This is a genomic window from Peribacillus sp. TH16, assembly GCF_016651095.1.
Lineage (GTDB): Bacteria > Bacillota > Bacilli > Bacillales > DSM-1321 > Peribacillus > Peribacillus butanolivorans.
In genome coordinates, this window is sequence record NZ_JAEKEM010000002.1 from 878,748 (window position 1) to 901,203 (window position 22,456).

Below are 22,456 nucleotides of genomic sequence, written 5' to 3' on the forward strand. Positions count from 1 at the left end.
GGGAAGCTGACAAAAACTCTCTATCATGTATTGTTCAGTTCTTTAAGAATATATAATTTCTTACTTAACTGTTACCAAACCTAATTTTAAAAGGCTTTCAGCGATTTGAACAGAGTTCCAAGCTGCTCCTTTTAATAGATTATCGGAAACCACCCATAAATGGAAGCCTTTATCTTCATCTAAATCTTTGCGAATCCGTCCAACGAATACATCATTCTTTCCGACAGATGAAGCAGGTGTTGGATAAACTTGTTGTTCCGGCTCATCTTCTAATACAATTCCAGGTGCTGTTTTCATCAAATCTTTGATTTGAGAAGCAGATATGCCTTCTTTTTCAACTTCAATATAAACAGACTCTGAATGACCTGTTACAACAGGAAGCCTTACACATGTTGCGGCTACAGGAAGTTCTTCCATGTGCATAATTTTCTTTGTTTCATTAATCATTTTCATTTCTTCAAAAGTGAATCCATTATCCTGGAATTTATCGATTTGGGGAATGACATTAAAAGCGATTTGATAATGCTTTTCATCTCCTTTTACCGGTAAAATTTTCGGATTGATTTCTTTCTCATCCAGCAAGTCGCGAGCTTGTTCTTTTAATTCGTTTATTGCTGCAACTCCTGCACCAGAAACAGCCTGATAAGTAGAAACAACAACTTTTGATAAGCCATAAGTCTGGCGGATAGGTTCTAATGCCACAACCATTTGGATAGTTGAACAATTCGGGTTGGCAATGATCCCATTATGCTGTTTTAAGTCTTCTTCATTTACTTCCGGTACGACAAGCGGCACATTTTCATCCATACGGAATGCGCTCGTATTGTCTACTACTATTGCTCCGCGTTTCACTGCTTCTGGTGCCAATTCCTTAGACACGCTTCCTCCAGCACTGAATAAAGCGATATCGACACCTTCAAAGCTTTCAGGTTTTGCTTCCTGCACTTCGATTTCTTCGCCCTTAAATGAAAGTTTGATTCCTGCGGAACGAGCCGATGATAAAAAGATGATTTTCTTAATCGGTAGGTCCCGTTGTTCAAGTGTTGAAATCATTTGTTGTCCTACAGCTCCAGTTGCTCCCACAACTGCAATATGCAATCCCTGTGTCTCAGTCATTTGTCAATACTCCTTTTCTATCTCTAAAAGTTAGTTGGTTGTTAGATTTACTTCTTCTTGTTCAGAATATCATTTATTTTATCACATTAACATTCCAAAGGGTCGCACTTTAACAAAATATTCTGCATCTACCGCTACAAAGTTATGCATATATTACAGTTTTTAGGAACTGGGAGCTTACTTAGAGCGCATGATCAGTTTAAATCATCCTTAAACCTTTCGACAATAACTGGTTGAATTTGTTCTCTCTCTATAGCTGCAATGATTGTATCCCGAATCATGCTCATCCTGGCAACCATGGAACTTGGTTTACCAATGGGGTTATCCTGGCCGTAAGGAACAAAATAAATATCTTTTGCGGCCATTAGCCTCATTAAATTGACACCATTTAATCCAAGCGCATCATTTGTTGATATGGCGACCACAACAGGACGGTGATTTCTCATCGTTGCTTTTGCAGCCATAAGTACAGGCGAATCGGTAAGAGCATTAGCCATTTTACTCATTGAATTACCTGTCAAAGGAGCAATTACCATACAGTCGAGCGGTAATTTAGGTCCTAAAGGCTCTGCTTTGACGATTGTATCAACGACACGATTCCCCGTCAATTTTTCGATTCTTTCAACCCAGTCCTCGCCCTTTCCGAAGCGGGTTTCCGTGTTTTGAACTGTCGATGTTACTATTGGTATTACTTCCGCCCCTTCATTTACAATCTTTTCTATTTCCGGAAACACTTCATCGTATGTGCAATGCGACCCTGTTAATCCGAAACCAATCCGTTTTCCTTGGAGACTCATATTTTTTTCCCCTTCCTTTTCATGAACTCACCTTGGATCAAAAGCCCAAGTGCATTCGCTAAGATCTGACCCGCTGTTTTTGGGGCAACTATCCCCGGTAGACTCGGTGCCAAAAGTGCCTTTATTCCCCTTTTTTCAGCATAACGAAAATCCGTCCCCCCCGGTTTTGAAGCAAGGTCGATAATTAATGTATGGACGGGCATGTTTGCAATTACTTTGGCCGTAATAATCGGAAAAGGGATCGTATTAATACATATATCAACATTTTTCATTTCTGCAGCAATATCATTTAAATGAAAGGGGGTTAACGCCATTTCACAAATCCTCGCAATATCTTCGCTTTTTCTTGCTCCAACCTTTACCTTTGCTCCAAGGGCTTGGAATGACCGGGCTACACTCATACCAACCCTACCCAGTCCGAGAACAGATACATTCGAGCCATGGACTGTGAAATCCGTATGCTGAATGGCCATCATGATTGCTCCTTCAACAGTAGGAATCGAATTGTAAATAGCCACATCATCACGTTCAAATAGTAGTACGAGTTTGCGGTCCGCTTTCTTAAATATTCCATCAAGATAATCATTACTAATCCCTGAATAAAAAACGCAATGGGCTGGGGTCTTTTTTATCATTTCTTCGCTCAAAACAACTTCTTCACTGGAAAAAATCGTTTCCACCTTACCATTTGTATCAGTACCTCGGACTGGTAAAATAACCGAATCTAATTCATTAAAATTTATATCCTCCATTTTTTCCTTAACCGCTCCTGTAAAAGCATGGTCGAGCTGTTCAAAACCTACTAATAGTAGCTTTGCATCAAGCTCTGTCAGTTTACGGACAACTTCAAGTTGACGCGCATCTCCACCAATTACAGCGATTTGCATGCCTGTGAGCATTAAAACCGTCACCTTCTTTATATAAAAGATCCTAACATCCCTCGCCTCTTGGTAAATATTCCTCAAGAAGCAATTCGGTTTTTGCTACATTCTCTAGTTACCATGCCATCTTATGTTTTTACTTAAAAAACGGTGATAAGAAAAGCAAAAACGCCTTAGCAAATGCCTGCTAAGGCGTTTATTATATTGATGAATAGTTTCAATAGTAACCATCCATGCTATAAATTCGTTTATCCGTCCATATGCTCGCCATCTTTAATGGGAAGTCCCTCCTGAAAATCGATGATGAGCATATCCGTTCCTATTTTTTTAATATGCTCCCATGGGACGCGAATTTCACTGCCATTTCTTAAGAGTCCGAACCACTTAACTGAAGGAATAATCAACGTGGTAATTTGTCCAGTTTCATCTACTTCCAAATCCGTCTGACCAAGAACACCTAATCTCTCCGCTCTGTTCACATCAACAATTTCTTTACCACTTAATTCACTCAATCTCAATACAAGCTCCCCCTTTTTTCACCTTCTATTCAATCTATATCCGAAAAAGGTGAACTTAGAAGGCATTTATCTAAAAATTGTACTTACCGATAGGTCCTTGTATTTTCAAAAGCTTTTAAAAAAAAAGCCTGCTCTTCTATATAATAAACAGAAGTTCAGGCTTGTGAATTTTTATTTGTCCCAATTTTCCAGCGGGCTCACCAATGACAAGGAATGTTCCTTGAAGATTTGGTTTGCCATTTCATTGACGCTATTCTCTGTCACTTCATCAATCTTGATAATGATATCATCAAGAGAGCGGTGCTCACCCAGCATAAGCTCATTTTTCCCGTTACGGCTCATGCGGCTGTTCGTGCTTTCAAGGCTTAGCATTAAGCTTCCTTTAAGTTGCTCTTTACTATTGCGCAATTCCTTTTCCGTGATACCGTCTTTTTTAAGTGTATCCAGTGTTTCCTGAATGGTTTCATACAAACTATCAAGCTGACTTGTGCCTGTCCCTCCATACACTGTCACCAAACCTGTATCCTGGTAGCTGGAATGGTAAGAGTAGACAGAATATGCAAGACCGCGTTGTTCCCTAACGTCCTGGAATAGACGGCTACTCATGCTTCCACCAAGAATATTATTCAAGGTAATCAAGCTGTATGTTTTGTCATTACCAATTTCTAACCCTTTAAAACCAAGGCAAAGATGGGCTTGCTCAGTTTCTTTTTTACGCGTGATCCTATTTTCATGGAATGCCGGCTTCACCAATTCAAGACGCTCTTCCCCTCCTTGGTACGAGCCAAAGTAGCTTTCGACTTCTTGAATTAATTTTTCATCCACATTTCCTGCAATGGAAACGACGACTTTATCAGGCGTGTACATATCGTGAACATATTTCTTTAATGTCTCACTATTGAATGTTTCAAGTGTACTTTCCGTACCTAGTATTGGATAGCCAAGGGGATGATTTTCGTATACCGCCTTGCTTAAGAGATCATGGACAATATCATCAGGTGTATCTTCATACATTTTAATCTCTTCGTAGACGACATTTTTTTCTTTTTTCAATTCTTCCTCATCAAAAGTGGAGTTGAAGAACATATCAGCAAGGATTTCAAGCGCATAGCTAGCATGGTTATCCATAACTTTTGCATAATAGCATGTGTACTCTTTTGAAGTAAATGCATTCACTTGTCCGCCAATACTGTCAAACGACTCGGCAATTTCACGTGCATTCCTCGTAGTTGTTCCTTTGAAAAACATATGTTCAAGGAAATGGGAAACCCCATTCAATTCTGGTGTTTCATTTCGTGAACCTGTTTTGATCCATACTCCAATTGCTGCTGAACGTACTGTTGGAATATTTTCTAATACAATTCTTACTCCATTTTGACAAGTGTATTTCTTAATCAACTAACATTCCTCCCAATCATTCTATGCTGCTTTCGTAACCATAACGTTATGGATTCAACCGCTCTTCATCTACTGCTTCTGAAACGGTAACAACATCTAAGTCTTTCTTTTCTATATTAATAATTAACGTTTCCAATGATTTCGCGGTAGATTCTGTAGGATGCATTAAAATAAATGCTCCCGGGTGAACCTTAGAAAGCACCCTCTGTTGAAGTACTTCAGGACTTGGTTTTTGCCAGTCAATCGTATCCACACTCCACATAACAGTCTTTAAACCGAGAGAATCCGCGATTTTTACCGTTTCGTCTCGGTAGCTTCCGCTTGGAGGGGCGAACCATTTCATCTTCACACCTGTCACCGCTTCAATGACTTCATTCGTTTTACGAATTTCCTCACGTGTAGCCTGAGCGGAAATATTTTGCATATTCGGATGTGAATAGGAGTGGTTTCCGATTTCGTGTCCTCCACCCTTAATCATCTTCGCCAATTCTGGGTTCTTCTTAGTCCAATTACCTTCAAGGAAAAATGTTGCCTTGACATTATGTTTTTTTAACACAGCCAACATATCCTGTAAGTATTCATTACCCCAGGCCACATTGATTAGAAATGATACCACTGGCTTTTCCGGATGGGCCCGGTAAATCGGAGCCGGGTCGAGATCGTTTAAATGAATCTTTGCTGGAACTTGTTGATATACCAGTTTATCCTTATCGAATCCGCCCTCCTTCTTCATAGCTTTATACGAATCATCAATATTTACCTTTAGGCCATTATATGCAGGAACGGTTTTCCAAACCGAATCTATTCGTGCATCCTGTGGTGCAATCTCATATTTTTTTGTTGATTCTTTTATTTGTAAAAGAAGCTCATCTTCCTGCTTCATTGACGCAACTGAATGATCTGTTAATTGGGTCAAATAAATATGTGTATATGGATTTTGCACTAATAACCATGATATACCTGCAATGGCACTTATCGCAACTATCTGCTTCCATTTATTATTCATTTTTTACGCCCCCTTCATACAAAAATGTATGAAGAAAACGGACAAGGTAGAACATTACATACTTTTATTGCGAATTTCCATATATAACGATGTATCCTTTAAAACAAAAAAGCATGCAGATTCACTAGGAACCGCATGCCGAATTTTTATTTCTATTATGACTGAGAAGGATTAGCTGCCTCTTTTTGTTCTTTAAGGACCGCTTTACGGGAAAGGTTAACCCTTCCTTGCTTATCAATCTCAGTAACTTTAACTAATAGCTCATCGCCAAGTGAAACGACATCTTCCACTTTACCGACTCTTTCTTCAGCCAGTTCAGAAATATGGACCAAACCATCTTTACCATTGAAGATTTCAACGAACGCTCCGAATTTTTCAATACGTTTAACTTTACCTAAGTATAGTTCGCCTACAACGACTTCACGCACGATATCTTCGATAATTTTCTTCGCTTTTTGAATCATTGCTTCATCTGTAGAAGAAATGAATACCGTTCCATCTTGTTCGATGTCAATTTTTACGCCAGTTTCTTCAATGATTTTATTGATATGTTTACCGCTCGGTCCAATGACATCGCGGATTTTGTCTGGATTAATAGACATTGTAACGATTTTCGGAGCATATTTGGATAATTGCTCACGCGGTTGATTGATTGTTGCCATCATTGATTCCAAAATGTGCATCCGGCCATGTTTAGCTTGAAGTAATGCTTCTTCAAGAATTTCTCTTGAAAGACCCTCAATTTTAATATCCATTTGAAGGGCTGTAACACCTTTTGACGTTCCAGCAACTTTAAAGTCCATGTCTCCTAGATGATCTTCCATGCCTTGAATATCTGTTAAGATCGTGTAGTGCTCACCTGTTTTAACAAGACCCATTGCAATACCTGCAACTGGAGCTTTCAACGGAACACCAGCATCCATCATTGCTAGCGTACTTGCACAGATACTTGCTTGCGATGTTGAGCCATTAGATTCAAGAACTTCAGACACAAGTCTAATTGTATAAGGGAAGTCTTTATCATTCGGTATAACCGGTTCTAATGCTCTTTCACCAAGTGCACCATGTCCGATTTCACGACGTCCTGCACCACGAATCGGGCCTGTTTCACCAACACTGAAATGAGGGAAGTTATAATGATGCATGAAACGTTTCGACTCTTCGGTTCCAAGACCGTCCAAAATCTGAACATCGCCAAGGGCACCTAATGTACAGATAGAAAGTGCTTGAGTTTGTCCACGTGTGAACAAACCAGAACCGTGTGTACGAGGCAGAATAGTTACTTCAGATGATAATGGTCTAATCTCATCCGGGTTACGGCCATCTGGACGTACCTTTTCTTCCGTAATTAAACGACGGACTTCTGATTTAACCAATTTATTTAGGATTTCTTTGATTTGTTTTAATTTAGCTTCATCAGTTTCTTCCTCATAATGAGCCAACACGCGATCTTTTACTTCTTTAATAGCATCTTCACGAGCATGTTTTTCCTGAACTTGTACAGCTTTGTTAAGGTCTGATTCACAATGACCTTTTACTTCTGCTTCTAGTTCTGCATCCACTTGGTATAGAGAGATTTGTAGCTTTTCCTTGCCGATTTCTGCAACAATTTTCTCTTGGAATGCAATAACCTTCTTGATTTCGTCATGACCAAACATAATTGCTTCAAGCATAGTTTCTTCTGGTACTTCATTTGCTCCAGCTTCAACCATGTTGATAGCATCTTTCGTACCGGCAACTGTCAAGTTAATGTCGCTTTTTGCAAGTTGGTCAACAGTAGGGTTAATAATGAATTCATTATTAATTCTTCCGACTACAACTCCAGCAATTGGACCTTCAAACGGAATATCGGAAACTGAAAGTGCAAGGGATGAACCAAGCATCGCTGCCATTTCAGAAGAACAATCTTGATCAACACTCATAACCATACTGATAATTTGAACATCGTTCCGGAAGCCATCTGCAAATAGCGGACGGATTGGACGGTCAATTAGTCGGCTTGCTAAAATTGCTCTTTCACTCGGTCTGCCTTCACGTTTGATAAAGCCACCTGGAATTTTACCGACTGCATACAGTCTTTCTTCGTAATTGACTGTCAAAGGGAAGAAGTCGACATTTCTAGGTTCCTTTGAAGCTGTTGCTGTACTTAATACAGCTGTTTCTCCATAACGGACTAAAACTGCTCCGTTCGCTTGTTTGGCCAATTGGCCAATCTCTACCGTTACATTACGGCCGGCCCAGTCAAATGAATACGTATGTTTTTCCTGTCCCATTTATTAAACCCCTCTCTGAATCTTCACTTAGAGGCTTAGTTTACCTAAACCTGTATTGGATTAAATCATTATATGTGAAAGTAACTGAACTCAAGTTAAAACCAAACTATTCCTATTATGCACGAAAAAAACAAGCATTAACAGTAAAATGAATAAAATTTTCATTCATTCAATTATGTATATCCTAATCATTTATAAATAGAAAAAGACCCGGCTCCTGCCGAGTCCCAAGGACGAAGGCTTAGCCTAAAAATAGAACACGTCCAAATCATTTGATTAACATCAAAAAAGCGGGAAATTTCCCGCCTTCCTGAAAAAATTATCTACGTAGACCTAATTTGTTAATTAGTGTACGGTAACGAGTAACGTCTTTGTTACGTAGGTAAGTTAAAAGATTACGACGTTTACCTACCATTTTAAGAAGACCGCGACGTGAATGGTGGTCTTTTTTATGTGTGCGTAAGTGACCGTTCAAGTTGTTGATTTCTTCTGTTAATACTGCGATTTGAACTTCTGGAGATCCAGTGTCAGTATCGTGAGTTCTGAACTCAGCGATAAGTTCGTTTTTGCGTACTTGTGTAATAGCCATGTTATTATTCCTCCTAAAATTCTGTAAAATCACCTATTACCGAGCCAGCGTCGGAGTCTCGACTAGCCAAGCAATGGTTATTTTCATACATACAATAGAATACATGTTTTTCATTAAAATTGCAAGTATTGTCTATTGCTAACCGTTTATACTTTCAGTTTTGAAAAATAAGCTAACGCATTTTGCTTATCAGTTTCAATCTGTGCGACTAACGCTTCAAGTCCAGAAAATTTCTGCTCACTTCTCAACCTAGTATGCCATTCTACCGAAACTTGATTGCCATAAATATCACCCGAGAACTCCAAAGCATGAACCTCTACGGTTGGATATTTCGGCTTTTCTTCATGGAACGTAGGTTTATAACCGACATTACAAACCCCATTATACCATTGGCCGCTTATATTAATTTTGACAGCATATACCCCAGCAGCTGGGAATATATAATCGTCACTTACTTCGATATTAGCAGTGGGGAAACCCAACTTCCTGCCTCGTTTTTCACCATGAACGACATGCCCTTTCGTTAAATAACGGCGGCCTGCCAAATGATAAAAGTCGGAAAAGTTACCGTTACTAAGTGTTTCTCTGATTCTGGTCGAACTTACCTTTTCATCTTCAAGTGTTTGTTTCGCAACAACCGTCTGCGTAAACCTTCCTCGTGCGTATACAGGCAAATCTTCCATCGATCCTTGACCGTAGCGGCCATATGAATAGTCAAAGCCGGCTACAACGTGACGGACATTCAGCCCGACAATATATTCGTCAACGAACTGTTCCGGCAACACCGAAGCAAATTCCTTGCTGAAATGAATGATAAACAGATAATCTATCTTCATCGATTCTATGATATCTATTTTATCTTCGAGTGGTGTAATATAGCGAATATTTTCCGTTTTCCTCCCCAATACTGCGGAAGGATGCGGGTCAAATGTCATGACTGCTGACTTAAGATTCATTTCATCGGCTTTTTGCTTGGCAGTTTGAATAACAATTTGATGCCCTTTATGTATGCCATCAAAAAATCCAAGCGCCATTACAAGCTCCGGAAAATCATCCGAATTAAATTGATGAGGATGCTCTATTGCGATCACTTTCACCTTTCAATCTCCTCTTTCCGACGGCAAAACGGTCTATAATTCTTGTGCCAAAACTTTTACAGGTTTAATTAATCCCTCTTTTGTCGGATGTATTTGATAAATGGCAATAGCCTTATCAGATGGATCAACCATTACAAAAGGCTGACCTTTCTCAAGAACAACATCCTTAGCCTGTTCCAATACCGCACCGTTAAGTACTTTCTTTGCTACTTTATCACTAATCTGAATTTTGGGCAAATGAAATAATCCTCGCTCTAAGGGCAGCAGAAACTCATCTGTTTGTCCGGTTTCCATGAATGCTTCCACCTCAGCGAATGTCAGACAGTCTTCAAGCTTAAAACCAGCTGATTCAATCCGCGTTAGGTCTGACATATGTGCTGGAAATCCCAATTTTCCACCTATCATGACAGCAAGCGTTCTAATATATGTTCCTTTACTGCACTTAACACGAAAACGGAAAGAAATGGTTTCTCCTTTGAATTCAGAACGTTCATCGAGAAGGGTGATTTCGTAAATGGTAACCTCCCGTGTCGGTCGCTCCACTTCGATTCCGGCCCGAGCGTATTCATATAACTTTTTCCCGTTTACCTTAACAGCTGAAAACATCGGCGGAGTCTGTTCAATTTTTCCTGTTAATGATTCTAAAACTTCAAGAATTTGTTCACGCTGAATCACTTGAGTAATCCTTTTTTCAGCTACCTTATCGCCGCTTGCATCTTCCGTTGTCGTTGAAAAACCAAGGGTCACTTCCCCTTCATACGCTTTACCTGCCTCTGTCAAATATTCGGCGACTTTTGTTGCCCTACCGATACAAATCGGTAAAACCCCTGTGACATCAGGATCTAAAGTGCCTGTATGCCCAACCTTTTTTGTTTTTAATATCTTCCTTAATTTAAAAACACAATCATGGGATGTCAATCCCTTTGGTTTCCATAATGGTAGAATACCGTTCACACTTTCACCTCATTTTCTAAAAGTGGAAGCACCTCTGTCAGCTTGCACAAACAATATGAACTTAAATTCGAAAGGTGTCTTTTACTTTTTGCTACGCTTTCCTGTCATTTCAAAAAAAAGAGATCGACCCCAAGAAGTGCAAAGCACTTATTGAGTCGACCTCCTTTTCTGCTTGCTTATTATTCGTCTTTTCCAGCCGGTTTTTCCTCTGAATTGATTTGTGAAATTAACGATTCGATTCGATTTCCGTAATCAACCGATTCATCAAATTCAAAAAACAGTTCCGGGGTTTTGCGAAGACGGATTCTTTGCCCAATTTCTGAACGCATAAATCCTTTTGCCTTTGCAAGGCCTTGAAGAGTTTTTTCCCGTTGTTCCTGATCACCCAACACGGAAATATAAACAGTTGCCTGTTGTAGATCGCCTGTAACGTCAACATCTGTTACTGTTACAAATCCGATTCTTGGATCTTTAATTTTTCGGCCGATAATTTCACTCAGCTCTTTTTTCATTTGTTCGCCAACACGATTTGCACGAAGGCTCATAATATCACCTCGCTAGCCTAAAGCCAGTCTATATCTGTTATTGTTCGCTCTATTTCCGGAAAAGAATCTAGAAATTTAAGGGCATTTTGAAGTTCTCTCTCAGTAGCCTTCCTTGAAGATGAAACGGTTACGATAGAAATCTTTGTTCGTTGCCATAGATCCTGAAAATCCGTTTCTGCTACCGATATATTGAACTTCTGTTTAAGTCGTGTCATAACACGCTGCAAAACGGCTCGTTTTTCTTTCAAAGAATGGGTGTCATAGATGATGCACTCACATTGGACAGAGCCAACGATCATTTACGCTCTATCTCTTCCATTACATAAGCTTCAATTACGTCGCCTTCTTTAAGGTCATTGTAATTTTTAATGGTAATACCGCACTCATAGTTCGTTGCCACTTCTTTTACATCATCTTTAAAACGTTTCAATGCATCAATTTCACCTTCGTAAATGACGACACCTTCACGAATTAAGCGAATGCCGCTATCACGTGTGATTTTTCCTTCTGTAACATAAGAACCAGCGATCGTACCAACTTTAGATACTTTGAAAGTCGTACGAACTTCAGCCTGACCAATAATTTTTTCTTCAAATTCAGGGTCAAGCATCCCTTTCATAGCCGACTCGATCTCTTCGATAGCTTTATAAATGATACGGTGAAGGCGGACATCAACATTTTCTGATTCAGCCGCACGCTTCGCATTCACATCAGGACGGACGTTAAATCCGATGACGATTGCATTAGAAGCCGTAGCAAGGATAATGTCAGACTCTGTAATAGCCCCGACGCCAGTGTGAATAATTTTCACTTTTGCGCCTTCTACTTCTATTTTATTCAGGGAAGCGGCAACTGCTTCAGCAGAACCTTGAACATCCGCTTTTAAGATGATGTTCAATTCTTTAATTTCCCCTTCTTTCATTTGCTCGAACAATGTATCAAGCGTTACACGAGATTTTTCATTACGTTGTGAAGCAAGCTGTCTTTGCGCACGAACTTCCCCAACTTGACGGGCAGTTTTTTCATCTTCAAAGACGATGAAACGGTCCCCAGCCTGTGGAACTTCATTCAAACCTGTGATTTCAACCGGTGTAGAAGGACCTGCATCCTTAACACGACGGCCAAGGTCATTAAGCATTGCACGAACGCGGCCGAATGTATTACCAATAACGATTGGATCTCCGACTTTCAACGTTCCGTTTTGAACAAGCAATGTTGCTACAGAGCCGCGCCCTTTATCCAAACGTGCTTCGATAACCGTTCCGTTTGCTTTACGAGTTGGATTTGCTTTATATTCTTCTACTTCACTAACTAGTAGAATCATTTCCAACAAGCTATCGATTCCTTCGCCATTTTTAGCTGAAATAGGTACGAAAATTGTATCTCCGCCCCATGCTTCAGAAACTAAACCGTGCTCTGTCAATTCTTGCATAACGCGGTCTGGATTAGCGGCTTCTTTATCCATTTTATTAACAGCGACGATAATTGGAACCTCTGCTGCTTTAGCATGGTTAATCGCTTCAACCGTTTGAGGCATAACACCATCATCCGCTGCTACAACTAGGATTGTGATATCTGTAACCTGAGCTCCACGAGCACGCATTGTTGTAAACGCAGCATGTCCTGGTGTATCAAGGAATGTAATTTTTTTGTCGTTAACTTTAACTTGATAAGCACCGATATGCTGAGTGATTCCGCCTGCTTCGCCTTCAGTTACTTTAGTATGACGAATAGAATCAAGCAATGTCGTTTTACCATGGTCAACGTGTCCCATGATCGTTACAACAGCCGGACGTTCGATCAAATCTTCAGAAGCATCTTCAGTCACTAATGACTCAAGGTCAGTTAGATCAACACGAATCTCTTCTTCAGCCAATACACCGTATTCTGTACAGATTAATTCTATAGCATCTTTATCTAATGTTTGGTTAATTGTAGCCATCACACCAAGCATGAAAAGCTTTTTAATGATTTCAGACGGTTCACGGTGAAGTTTTTTACCAAGTTCCATAACAGTCAAAGACTCATAAAACGTAATTTTCTCTGGAAGTTCTCTTTCTTTACGTTTAGTAACAGGAGCCTGTGGTGCTTGTTGTCTTTGTTTATTATTTTTATTTCGGTTATTTCTACCTCTACTAAACTGTCCTGCTGGTTTTTTCGTACCTACAGGTTTAACGGGAGGTTTTTTCTTTAGCTTTTCTTTATTAACTGTACTCTTCTCATCTGCTTCAGCTTCGTATTTTGCAACCGTAGCGTTAGCTTTTGGTTCAGTAGCTGGGCTTTTATCTTCGCTTTTAGGCTTAATTGAATCGTTTAATTTATTTACAGTTGAATCGTCTAATGCTGTCATATGGTTTGTTACCTCTATATTCATTTCTTTAAGTTTAGTTATTACTTCCTTGCTTGAAACGTTCTTTTGTTTTGCATATTCATATACACGCAATTTTGTCATACGTTCACCCCCGTAAAATTTAATCGAGCAGCGTTCGGAGTTTTTGTGCAAAACCTTCATCCAGAACTGCGACGGCAACTCTAGCTTCCTTACCAATCGCATGGCCGAGCATAGACCTGCTTTCGACTCTTTTTAAAGGAACCTGATAAAATGCGCACTTATCAGATATTTTTTTTTCAGTGTTTTTTGAAGCGTCCGCGGATAAAATAACAACTTTGGCATTACCGCTTCTAATCTCTTTAACCACTAATTCTTCACCCGAAATTAGCTTGCGTGCTCGATTGGCCAAACCTAATAGAGACATCCATTGTTGTTGTTGGGTCATGGTGTTAGTATTTCTCCTTATTCACTAATTCAAGCAATTGTTCATAAAGGGAGGAATCGATTTGGGTACTAAGGTGATTAGCCAGCACATTTTTCTTTTTGGCCAGCTCGATAACATCCCGATCAAGAGTCAAATAAGCTCCCCTTCCCGATTTTTTTCCGGTCGGATCAAGGCTGACTTCCCCTTCTTTAGATCGAACGATACGTATGAGTTCTTTCTTCGGCTTCATTTCGCCTGTGGCCACACATTTACGCATCGGGATTTTTTTTCGGCTATTCATCTTTTTTCACCTCTAAATTTACTCGTTATCCTCTTCGAAATCTATATCCTCTTCATTCACATAGCTATCCCTGCTTAAAAGGAATTCCTGTTCTTCAACCGGGTAAATACCCGCTTCACGGGCTTCTGTTTCACTCTTGATATCAATTTTCCAACCAGTAAGTTTGGCAGCTAAGCGAGCATTTTGTCCACGCTTACCAATTGCAAGTGAAAGCTGATAGTCCGGAACGATTACAGTTGTCGCCTTTTCTTCTTCTTTTACGATAACTTCAAGTACTTTTGAAGGGCTTAAAGCATTCGCAACAAAGATAACCGGATTTTCCGACCATTTAACGATATCGATTTTTTCACCTTTTAATTCATTGACGATGGCCTGGACACGTTGTCCCTTTTGGCCTACGCAGGAACCGACCGGATCGACTTCTTCGTTTTCAGAGTGCACGGAGATTTTTGAACGGTCACCTGCTTCACGAGCAACTGACTTAATTTCTACTGTTCCATCAAAAATTTCAGGCACTTCGATTTCGAATAAACGTTTTAAAAGTCCAGGATGTGAACGGGATACAAAAATTTGCGGCCCCTTGGACGTCTTTTCAACTTTTGTGATAAAAACTTTAATACGATCATGAGGTTTATACTGCTCATTAGGCATTTGTTCATTGACTGGAAGCAATGCTTCGATTTTACCTAGACTCACATAGATAAATCGAGAATCCTGACGTTGAACAATCCCTGTCATGATATCCTCTTCGCGATCAATGAATTCAGCATAAATGATGCCGCGCTCTGCTTCACGCACTCTTTGAGTAACAACTTGCTTCGCTGTTTGTGCAGCAATGCGGCCGAAATCTTTTGGCGTTACTTCCATTTCGACAATATCCTCTAGCTGGTAGTTGGGATCAATCGCTCTTGCTTCTTCAACAGAAATTTCCAGACGTGAATCGAATACTTCATCTACAACGTCTTTTCTGGCAAATACACGCATTGTTCCTTTACCAAGATTCAAATCGATACGCACATTTTGCGCTTGGTTAAAGTTACGACGATATGCCGATATAAGAGCAGCCTCAATCGCATCGATTAAAACTTCCCTGGAAATTCCTTTTTCGTTTTCTAAAATATAGAGAGCATCCAATAACTCATTGCCCATGGTGATCCCCCTTACGGATATTTAATTATTGATTTGCTTGACTTAAGAGAAGGTAATCGCCAATCTTGCTTTGGCTACCTTTTCGTATGGAATGACGATTGTTTTCTTTCTTGTCTTGATTTTGATTTCAAGCGTCACTTCGTTCCCATCGAAGCTGGTTAAGATTCCTTCAAATTCTTTTTCATCTAAAATGGGCTCGTATGTTTTTATGTAAACATTTTTACCGATAGCATTAAGGAAATCTTTCTCTTTTTTCAGAGGCCTTTCAGCTCCGGGAGATGAAACTTCGAGAAAATAAATTTGTGGAATTGGATCAACTTCATCAAGCTTTTCACTGAGCTTTTCACTCGCTTTTCCGCAATCTTCAAGATCTACGCCTGTTTCTTTATCAATGTAAACTCGAAGGAACCAGCTTTTACCTTCCTTCACATACTCCACTTCAACTAATTCAAGCTGCAATTCTTCAAGAATTGGTAATGCTAATTCTTCTACAACTTCCGTTACCTTTTTACTCATTTGTTTCCTCCATACGTGCGTTGTATGCGCTTGGTTTCGGATTCAAAATAAATGGTCAATACAACACGAAAGAGTGGGTTTCCCCACTCTTGCCATTGGTTCCTCTTAGTATTTCCAATAAAAATATACCATAATCAAGATATTTATGCAAATATCATGTCTGTTTCTTCCTTTTTATCATCAGCTTCTCTTTTAAAATAAAGATAACTGATTTTGTTCAGGCAGAGACTCTAGACAGCCTTGTTTATCAAGGTATTCAAGAATAGTCTTGGATACTTTCCCTCGCTGTTGTAAATCTTCTTTCGAGAGGAATTCTCCATTCTTACGTGCATTAACGATATTGATGGCCGCATTTGTTCCAAGACCTGGTATTGAATTGAATGGTGGAATCAACGTGTTACCTTCAATTATGAATTGGTCTGCACTAGATTTATACAAATCCACCTTAGCAAAGCTGTATCCGCGCTCACACATTTCTAAGGCAAGTTCAAGAACCGTCAATGTATTCTTTTCCTTAGTAGAAGCATCCAATCCTTTTACATTGATTTCTTCAATCTTAGTTTTGATCGCCTGAGATCCCCGCGTCATCGCATCGATTTCAAAATCATCGGCACGAACTGTGAAATAAGCGGCATAATATAATAAAGGTAAATGCACTTTAAAATAAGCAATCCTGACAGCCATTAATACATAAGCTGCAGCATGGGCTTTCGGGAACATGTATTTAATCTTTTTACATGAATCGATATACCATTCCGGCACCTCATTTTTTCTCATTTCTGCTTCGAATTCCTCGGAGAGCCCTTTCCCTTTACGTACTGATTCCATAATTTTAAACGCCAGAGAAGGATCGAGCCCTTGATAAATCAGATAGACCATAATATCATCCCGACAACCGATAACTTCGCTAAGTGTACATATTCGGTTGTGAATCAGCTCCTGTGCATTACTCAACCATACATCGGTACCATGAGATAATCCGGATATCTGGACAAGCTCGGAAAATGTTGTAGGTTTCGTGTCTTCAAGCATCTGCCTAACAAAACGCGTACCAAATTCGGGAATACCTAGCGTTCCAGTTTTACACATAATTTGATCTTCGGTTACTCCTAATGATTCGGTACTACTGAATATTTTCATTACTTCAGGATCGTCTGTCGGAACCGTTTTTGGATCGATGCCGCTCAAATCCTGAAGCATCCTGATCACAGTCGGATCATCGTGACCAAGAATATCAAGTTTTAAAATATTATCGTGAATTGAATGGAAATCAAAATGAGTCGTTTTCCACTCGGAAGTTCGGTCATCCGCTGGGAACTGAATAGGTGTGAAATCATAAATATCCATGTAATCCGGAACAACGATGATTCCACCTGGATGCTGTCCAGTAGTCCGTTTTACTCCTGTACATCCAGCAACAAGACGGTCAGTCTCAGCTCCCCGCATATGGATATTATTGTCGGTAGAATAACCTTTTACATAGCCATACGCCGTTTTTTCAGCTACCGTACCAATCGTTCCAGCGCGGTAAACATACTCTTCTCCAAACAAGACCTTAGTATAGTTATGGGCCTTCGGCTGATATTCACCGGAGAAGTTCAAGTCAATATCAGGAACCTTATCCCCTTTAAAGCCAAGGAAGGTTTCAAACGGGATATCATGTCCGTCTTTTGTATAAGCAATGCCGCAATCTGGACAGTCTTTATCTGGCAGGTCAAATCCAGAACCCACAGAACCATCATTGAAGAATTCCGATTTTTTACACGTTGGACACACATAATGCGGCGGCAGTGGGTTTACCTCAGTAATTTCAGTCATCGTTGCAACGAACGAAGATCCCACCGACCCCCGTGATCCCACGAGATATCCATCATTCAAAGATTTTTTAACTAGTTTGTGAGAAATCAAATAAATAACGGCAAATCCATGGCCAATGATGCTTTTCAATTCTTTTTCAAGACGAGCTTCTACGATTTCCGGCAGGTTCTCTCCGTATATCTTCTTTGCCATGCCGTAACTCATCTCACGCATCTCTTCTTCTGCGCCTTCAATTTTAGGCGTGTATAACTCATCCTTGATAGGCTTGATTTCATCTATCATATCAGCGATTTTATTCGTGTTAGTTACCACAACTTCTTTGGCTTTCTCAGAACCAAGGAATGAGAAGGCCCTCAGCATATCATCAGTTGTCCGGAAATGTACATCCGGCAGCTTATGACGATTCAGCGGGTTCGCTCCACCTTGTGAATTCACAAGGATTTTACGGTAAATTTTGTCGTTTGGGTCCAAATAATGAACATTCCCTGTGGCAACGACAGGCTTATCCAATTTCTCACCAAGCTTGACGATATTTGTGATGATTGTTTCTAACGATTTATCATCCCTGATATATTCAAGCTCAATCAAATGCTGGTATACTTCCTTCGGATGAATTTCAAGATAATCGTAAAATTCAGCGATATCTATGACTTCCTCAAAACCCTTTTGCATCATCCCTTCAAAAACTTCCCCTTTATCACATCCGGATCCAACGAGAATTCCTTCACGATACTTTTTAAGTTGGGAACGCGGTAACCGAGGTACACGATAATAATAATCAATATGTGATATCGAAATTAATTTAAAAAGGTTTTTTAAACCAGCCTGTGTTTGCGCAATCAGCGTACAATGGGACGGACGGGAACGCTGATAAGCATTTCCTTTACCCATATTGTCATTTAGCTGATCATGATGGGTAATGTCTTTTTCCATCGCATCCTTTAGCATCTTCAACATAAGATAGCCTGTAGCTTCGGCATCATATATGGCCCTATGATGCTGAGTCAAATCGATATCGAACTTTTTACATAATGTATTTAAACGATGGTTTTTAAACTCCGGATATAAAAATCGGGCTAGTTCCAATGTGTCCAGAACTGGATTCGCTGCCTTAGGATATCCCATGTTTTTATAACCTATATTCAAAAAGCCCATATCAAATGTCGCGTTATGAGCAACGAGTATGGCATCTCCTGCCCAATTCCTGAACTTTTCGAGTACTTCCGAGACTTCTGGAGCATTTTCTACAAGATCATCAGTGATTCCCGTCAAATCTATGGTCGTATTGGATAACGGATGATGAGGATTCGCAAATGACTCGAATCGATCAATAATGTCCCCATCACGAATTTTTACTGCAGCAAATTCAATTATCGTATCATAAACGGCAGACAGTCCTGTCGTTTCTACATCAAACACGACATAGGTGGCATCAGCCAATGCAATATGCGCCTCATTATAGACAACCGGCACGCCGTCGTTTACAAGATTCACTTCGACGCCGTAAAGAATTTTAATGTCATTCTTTTTCCCGGCACTATAAGCTTCAGGGAATGATTGGGCACCTGCATGATCCGTGATGGCAACAGCCTTATGCCCCCACTTGGCTGCCTGGGCAATAAGGGCAGAAGTCGGTGTCACCGCATCCATAGAACTCATCGGAGTATGCATATGCAGTTCGACCCGCTTTTCCCCTTCAGGAGCCTTGTCCTGTCGACCCTGTTTAGAGATTTCATTTATATCATTTGCAATCATAACCAAATCCCGTACAAATGTATCATTTTGAATGCTACCTTGAGCACGTACCCACATTCCCTTTTTCACACGGGCAAGAATTGCGGCATCTTCTTTATCACGTGAAAACATTTTGACTAATATTGAGCTGGTATAATCCGTCACTTTGAACGTCAGTAAGCTACGGCCACTGCGAAGCTCTCGGACTTCCGCATCAAATACGAAGCCCTCAATTGCAATTCTCCGCTCTTCATCGATAATCTGTTCAATTCTTCGGAAATCAGCATCTTCTTTAATCGTATAACCAATCTTAACAGGTCCTTCGTAGACGCCATCGTCTCCACCTTTTTCCGATTCTTTCTTCTGCATTTCCACTAGGGCAGCAAGCCCCTTTTCCGCGTCTTCCTTTTGTTTCTCTTCCAAAAACTTCTGATAATCAGGATTCGAAACTGTTTCCTTTACTTCCGCATCAAGAGTCAGTGGAGGGAAACCAAACGTTTGATAGATATTCGAAATGAGTCCAGAGTATTTTCGTTTCAACTGACCGGCCTCAGTATCATTTCGTGCACTTACGATAATTTTATATCCGTTTACTGTAGGCTCTTGCTCATTTAGTAGTGACAATAGAGCTGGAGACATGCCTTGAAGCTCGCCTATGCAGTTTTTCCAATACTCTTTAACTAATTGTTCGGTCACTTGCGGGTTAGCTACATTCAAAGTGAATGAGACCTTCGCAATATGGGCGAAGGTACTTGCTAATTGAGTAGCAAGTCTTGTATGAACACTGCAAGGAATTAACGCAGGTATATTAAAGGCAAAATGCCATGTTTTGGACTCTCTCTCAATTGAGAGCTTATCAATTTCGGCACCAATGAAAAAGTTCACAAAGGCATCCTCAGTCAAGTCCATCTGCTGGAGCAAGAGTTGAAATCTCTCTCTACCGCTATTAGGATTTTGATCCATTTCCTCTCTCCCCTTATCTACTATCTCTTAAGATTTTATTCATTATTATTTCCACTCTAATATCAGTGGTTATTATAACATAACACGTACCTTTCACGAGTATCTAAATGTAGGAAAAGGAAAAGCATCATTCAATTGAATGATGCCTCCCTTCGCTATTTTTCAAAATAATTATCCTAATATTTCGCGAAGTTTTTGAGTTAGTTCAGCTCTTTCAATTTCAAGAACCTCACCAGTTTTACGGATTTTCACTTCGACAATTCCCTCTGAAGCCTTTTTACCGACTGTTACACGGACAGGAAGTCCAATTAAGTCTGAATCAGCAAATTTAACACCGGCACGTTCTTGACGATCATCCATCAGAACTTCCAAGCCTTGTGTTTTAAAATCATTATACAATTCTTCTGAAAGCGCAGACTGCGCTTCATCCTTCATATTAATTGGAATCAAATGAACTTGGTATGGCGCTAAGTTCACTGGCCAAACCAATCCTTTTTCATCGTTGAATTGCTCGGCTACAGCTGCAAGTGTGCGAGATACACCAATTCCGTAACAACCCATGATCATCGGCTGTGATCGTCCATTTTCATCAAGGAAGGTCGCGTTCATCGCTTCGGAATATTTTGTCCCAAGCTTGAATACGTGACCAACCTCAATACCTTTAGCAAATTGAATTTTTCCGTTTCCATCCGGTGATGGGTCACCCTCTTGAATAAAACGAAGATCCAAATAGTTGGCTACATTAAAATCACGGTCTGGATTTACATTCACATAATGGTAGTCTTCATCATTTGCACCACAGATTCCATTGACCATTACTTCGATAGCAACATCCGCAATCACTTCTACGTCAGAAGTGACATTGATTGGTCCTAGAGAACCAATTGCACAGCCTAAAACCTCTTTCGTCTCGATTGGATCTGCCATTTCTACGACTGATGCGTTATAGAAATTCTTCAACTTAATATCATTGACTTCATGATCACCGCGCACCAATACGAGCACATATTTTTCATCCACTTTAAACAACAACGATTTAATCAACTTCGTAGCATCCGTTTTTAAGAATGTTGCTACTTCCTCGATTGATTTTTGCCCAGGTGTATGAATTTTTTCAAGTGCACCCTGTGCTTCTGAACTTTTTTCATAGTTCACACTTACTGGTGCCATTTCAATATTAGCTGCATAATCAGACGTATCTGAATAGGCAATTGTATCTTCCCCTATTTCAGATAGGACCATGAATTCATGTGTATCTTTTCCACCCATAGCTCCTGAATCGGCAATGACCGCACGGAAATCAAGACCGCAGCGGCTAAATACATTTGCATACGCCGCATATAATTTTTTATAAACAGCATCAAGGCTTTCTTGATTAGCATGGAAAGAATAAGCATCTTTCATGATAAATTCACGTCCACGCAACAATCCAAAGCGCGGCCTCTTTTCGTCACGGAATTTCGTTTGAATTTGGTATACTGTTAAAGGAAGACGCTTGTAAGACTTCACTTCATCACGAACTAGGCTTGTAATCACTTCTTCATGTGTGGCACCAAGCGCAAATTCACGGTTGTTGCGGTCCTTCAAACGCATCAACTCTGGACCATATGTATACCAGCGTCCAGATTCCTGCCAGAATTCCGCTTGTTGTAAAGCAGGCATTAATAGCTCAACTGCACCAGCATTATCCATCTCTTCCCGAACAATGGCTTCAACCTTTTGAAGCACCTTTTTCCCAAGCGGCATGAAACTATATACCCCACTGGAATTTTGTCTCATAAATCCTGCACGTAATAAAAGCTGATGACTTTTAATTTCTGCATCTGCAGGTACTTCTCTCAATGTAGGGATTAACGTCATACTTTGTTTCATATCTGCACCTCTTCAATAATTCCTTTAAATTAAACTGCCGCCACGGATAATTACATACCGTAGCTTTTATACGGTCATATAATACAAAAAAAGACTTTCTGAGATATTCAGAAAAGCTGATTTAATATACTCATTCTCGATTATACTTACGATTTACTTAGAAAACAAACTAT

At 40.0% G+C, this 22,456-nt stretch carries 19 protein-coding genes; all 19 read right to left on the reverse strand.

Going from position 1 to position 22,456, the window contains the following annotated elements; genetic code table 11:
• Positions 1 to 60: 60 nt before the first annotated feature.
• The 19 genes from asd to JFV29_RS04275 all read right to left on the reverse strand — a co-directional run bounded on the left by asd (position 61) and on the right by JFV29_RS04275 (position 22,283).
• Positions 61 to 1,116: an aspartate-semialdehyde dehydrogenase gene (gene asd / locus JFV29_RS04185; protein ID WP_053345374.1), complete on the reverse strand. Its 1,056-nt coding sequence runs from the start codon at positions 1,114 to 1,116 to the stop codon at positions 61 to 63.
• Positions 1,117 to 1,310: 194 nt separating this feature from the next.
• On the reverse strand, positions 1,311 to 1,913 hold the full coding sequence (locus JFV29_RS04190) for a dipicolinate synthase subunit B (RefSeq protein WP_053345373.1): 603 nt from the start codon (positions 1,911 to 1,913) through the stop codon (positions 1,311 to 1,313).
• On the reverse strand, positions 1,910 to 2,812 hold the full coding sequence (gene dpaA, locus JFV29_RS04195) for a dipicolinic acid synthetase subunit A (protein ID WP_201181397.1): 903 nt from the start codon (positions 2,810 to 2,812) through the stop codon (positions 1,910 to 1,912). Before dpaA ends, JFV29_RS04190 begins: the two co-directional genes overlap by 4 nt.
• Before the next feature lie 230 nt (positions 2,813 to 3,042).
• Positions 3,043 to 3,312 (reverse strand): YlmC/YmxH family sporulation protein, encoded by a 270-nt coding sequence (locus JFV29_RS04200; RefSeq protein WP_053345371.1) that lies wholly within the window; start codon positions 3,310 to 3,312, stop codon positions 3,043 to 3,045.
• A 171-nt stretch (positions 3,313 to 3,483) separates the two neighbouring features.
• Positions 3,484 to 4,710 (reverse strand): M16 family metallopeptidase, encoded by a 1,227-nt coding sequence (locus JFV29_RS04205; RefSeq protein WP_053345370.1) that lies wholly within the window; start codon positions 4,708 to 4,710, stop codon positions 3,484 to 3,486.
• A 46-nt stretch (positions 4,711 to 4,756) separates the two neighbouring features.
• Positions 4,757 to 5,716, reverse strand: a complete 960-nt coding sequence (locus JFV29_RS04210; RefSeq protein ID WP_201181398.1) for a polysaccharide deacetylase family protein — start codon at positions 5,714 to 5,716, stop codon at positions 4,757 to 4,759.
• 155 nt (positions 5,717 to 5,871) lie between these two features.
• Complete coding sequence (gene pnp, locus JFV29_RS04215) at positions 5,872 to 7,989, reverse strand: polyribonucleotide nucleotidyltransferase (protein ID WP_056526855.1); 2,118 nt, start codon at positions 7,987 to 7,989, stop codon at positions 5,872 to 5,874.
• 319 nt (positions 7,990 to 8,308) lie between these two features.
• Positions 8,309 to 8,578 carry a 30S ribosomal protein S15 gene (gene rpsO / locus JFV29_RS04220; protein WP_053345367.1) on the reverse strand — a complete coding sequence of 90 codons (270 nt, stop codon included), beginning with the start codon at positions 8,576 to 8,578 and terminating at the stop codon, positions 8,309 to 8,311.
• 146 nt (positions 8,579 to 8,724) lie between these two features.
• Positions 8,725 to 9,675 carry a bifunctional riboflavin kinase/FAD synthetase gene (gene ribF / locus JFV29_RS04225; protein ID WP_201181399.1) on the reverse strand — a complete coding sequence of 317 codons (951 nt, stop codon included), beginning with the start codon at positions 9,673 to 9,675 and terminating at the stop codon, positions 8,725 to 8,727.
• Between the two features lie 33 nt (positions 9,676 to 9,708).
• Positions 9,709 to 10,629: a tRNA pseudouridine(55) synthase TruB gene (truB, locus tag JFV29_RS04230; RefSeq protein WP_201181400.1), complete on the reverse strand. Its 921-nt coding sequence runs from the start codon at positions 10,627 to 10,629 to the stop codon at positions 9,709 to 9,711.
• Positions 10,630 to 10,808: 179 nt separating this feature from the next.
• Complete coding sequence (gene rbfA, locus JFV29_RS04235) at positions 10,809 to 11,174, reverse strand: 30S ribosome-binding factor RbfA (RefSeq protein ID WP_053345364.1); 366 nt, start codon at positions 11,172 to 11,174, stop codon at positions 10,809 to 10,811.
• A 17-nt stretch (positions 11,175 to 11,191) separates the two neighbouring features.
• Entirely contained in the window at positions 11,192 to 11,473 is a 282-nt protein-coding gene (locus JFV29_RS04240; RefSeq protein ID WP_053345363.1) for a DUF503 domain-containing protein, read from the reverse strand.
• Positions 11,470 to 13,626 (reverse strand): translation initiation factor IF-2, encoded by a 2,157-nt coding sequence (infB, locus tag JFV29_RS04245; protein WP_201181401.1) that lies wholly within the window; start codon positions 13,624 to 13,626, stop codon positions 11,470 to 11,472. Before infB ends, JFV29_RS04240 begins: the two co-directional genes overlap by 4 nt.
• 19 nt (positions 13,627 to 13,645) lie before the next feature.
• Positions 13,646 to 13,951, reverse strand: coding sequence for a YlxQ family RNA-binding protein (locus JFV29_RS04250; RefSeq protein ID WP_056526846.1), 306 nt, complete (start codon positions 13,949 to 13,951; stop codon positions 13,646 to 13,648).
• A 4-nt stretch (positions 13,952 to 13,955) separates the two neighbouring features.
• Positions 13,956 to 14,231 carry an RNase P modulator RnpM gene (rnpM, locus tag JFV29_RS04255; protein WP_053345360.1) on the reverse strand — a complete coding sequence of 92 codons (276 nt, stop codon included), beginning with the start codon at positions 14,229 to 14,231 and terminating at the stop codon, positions 13,956 to 13,958.
• Positions 14,232 to 14,249: 18 nt separating this feature from the next.
• Positions 14,250 to 15,380: a transcription termination factor NusA gene (gene nusA, locus JFV29_RS04260; protein ID WP_053345359.1), complete on the reverse strand. Its 1,131-nt coding sequence runs from the start codon at positions 15,378 to 15,380 to the stop codon at positions 14,250 to 14,252.
• Positions 15,381 to 15,422: 42 nt separating this feature from the next.
• Positions 15,423 to 15,896, reverse strand: a complete 474-nt coding sequence (rimP, locus tag JFV29_RS04265) for a ribosome maturation factor RimP (protein ID WP_053345358.1) — start codon at positions 15,894 to 15,896, stop codon at positions 15,423 to 15,425.
• Positions 15,897 to 16,088: 192 nt separating this feature from the next.
• The gene (locus JFV29_RS04270; protein ID WP_201181402.1) at positions 16,089 to 20,411 is read right to left on the reverse strand and encodes a PolC-type DNA polymerase III; all 4,323 of its coding nucleotides are present in this window, start codon (positions 20,409 to 20,411) and stop codon (positions 16,089 to 16,091) included.
• Between the two features lie 171 nt (positions 20,412 to 20,582).
• The gene (locus tag JFV29_RS04275; RefSeq protein ID WP_201181403.1) at positions 20,583 to 22,283 is read right to left on the reverse strand and encodes a proline--tRNA ligase; all 1,701 of its coding nucleotides are present in this window, start codon (positions 22,281 to 22,283) and stop codon (positions 20,583 to 20,585) included.
• Positions 22,284 to 22,456 lie beyond the last annotated feature (173 nt).

Excerpts from the sequence above, each read along its gene's own strand:
- asd (WP_053345374.1), bottom strand. The coding sequence starts at position 1,116 with ATGACTGAGACACAGGGATTGCATATTGCAGTTGTGGGAGCAACTGGA.
- JFV29_RS04190 (WP_053345373.1), bottom strand. The coding sequence starts at position 1,913 with ATGAGTCTCCAAGGAAAACGGATTGGTTTCGGATTAACAGGGTCGCAT.
- dpaA (WP_201181397.1), bottom strand. The coding sequence starts at position 2,812 with ATGCTCACAGGCATGCAAATCGCTGTAATTGGTGGAGATGCGCGTCAA.
- JFV29_RS04210 (WP_201181398.1), bottom strand. The coding sequence starts at position 5,716 with ATGAATAATAAATGGAAGCAGATAGTTGCGATAAGTGCCATTGCAGGT.
- pnp (WP_056526855.1), bottom strand. The coding sequence starts at position 7,989 with ATGGGACAGGAAAAACATACGTATTCATTTGACTGGGCCGGCCGTAAT.
- rpsO (WP_053345367.1), bottom strand. The coding sequence starts at position 8,578 with ATGGCTATTACACAAGTACGCAAAAACGAACTTATCGCTGAGTTCAGA.
- rbfA (WP_053345364.1), bottom strand. The coding sequence starts at position 11,174 with ATGAGCCTTCGTGCAAATCGTGTTGGCGAACAAATGAAAAAAGAGCTG.
- JFV29_RS04240 (WP_053345363.1), bottom strand. The coding sequence starts at position 11,473 with ATGATCGTTGGCTCTGTCCAATGTGAGTGCATCATCTATGACACCCAT.
- infB (WP_201181401.1), bottom strand. The coding sequence starts at position 13,626 with ATGACAAAATTGCGTGTATATGAATATGCAAAACAAAAGAACGTTTCA.
- JFV29_RS04250 (WP_056526846.1), bottom strand. The coding sequence starts at position 13,951 with ATGACCCAACAACAACAATGGATGTCTCTATTAGGTTTGGCCAATCGA.
- rnpM (WP_053345360.1), bottom strand. The coding sequence starts at position 14,231 with ATGAATAGCCGAAAAAAAATCCCGATGCGTAAATGTGTGGCCACAGGC.
- nusA (WP_053345359.1), bottom strand. The coding sequence starts at position 15,380 with ATGGGCAATGAGTTATTGGATGCTCTCTATATTTTAGAAAACGAAAAA.
- rimP (WP_053345358.1), bottom strand. The coding sequence starts at position 15,896 with ATGAGTAAAAAGGTAACGGAAGTTGTAGAAGAATTAGCATTACCAATT.
- JFV29_RS04270 (WP_201181402.1), bottom strand. The coding sequence starts at position 20,411 with ATGGATCAAAATCCTAATAGCGGTAGAGAGAGATTTCAACTCTTGCTC.
- JFV29_RS04275 (WP_201181403.1), bottom strand. The coding sequence starts at position 22,283 with ATGAAACAAAGTATGACGTTAATCCCTACATTGAGAGAAGTACCTGCA.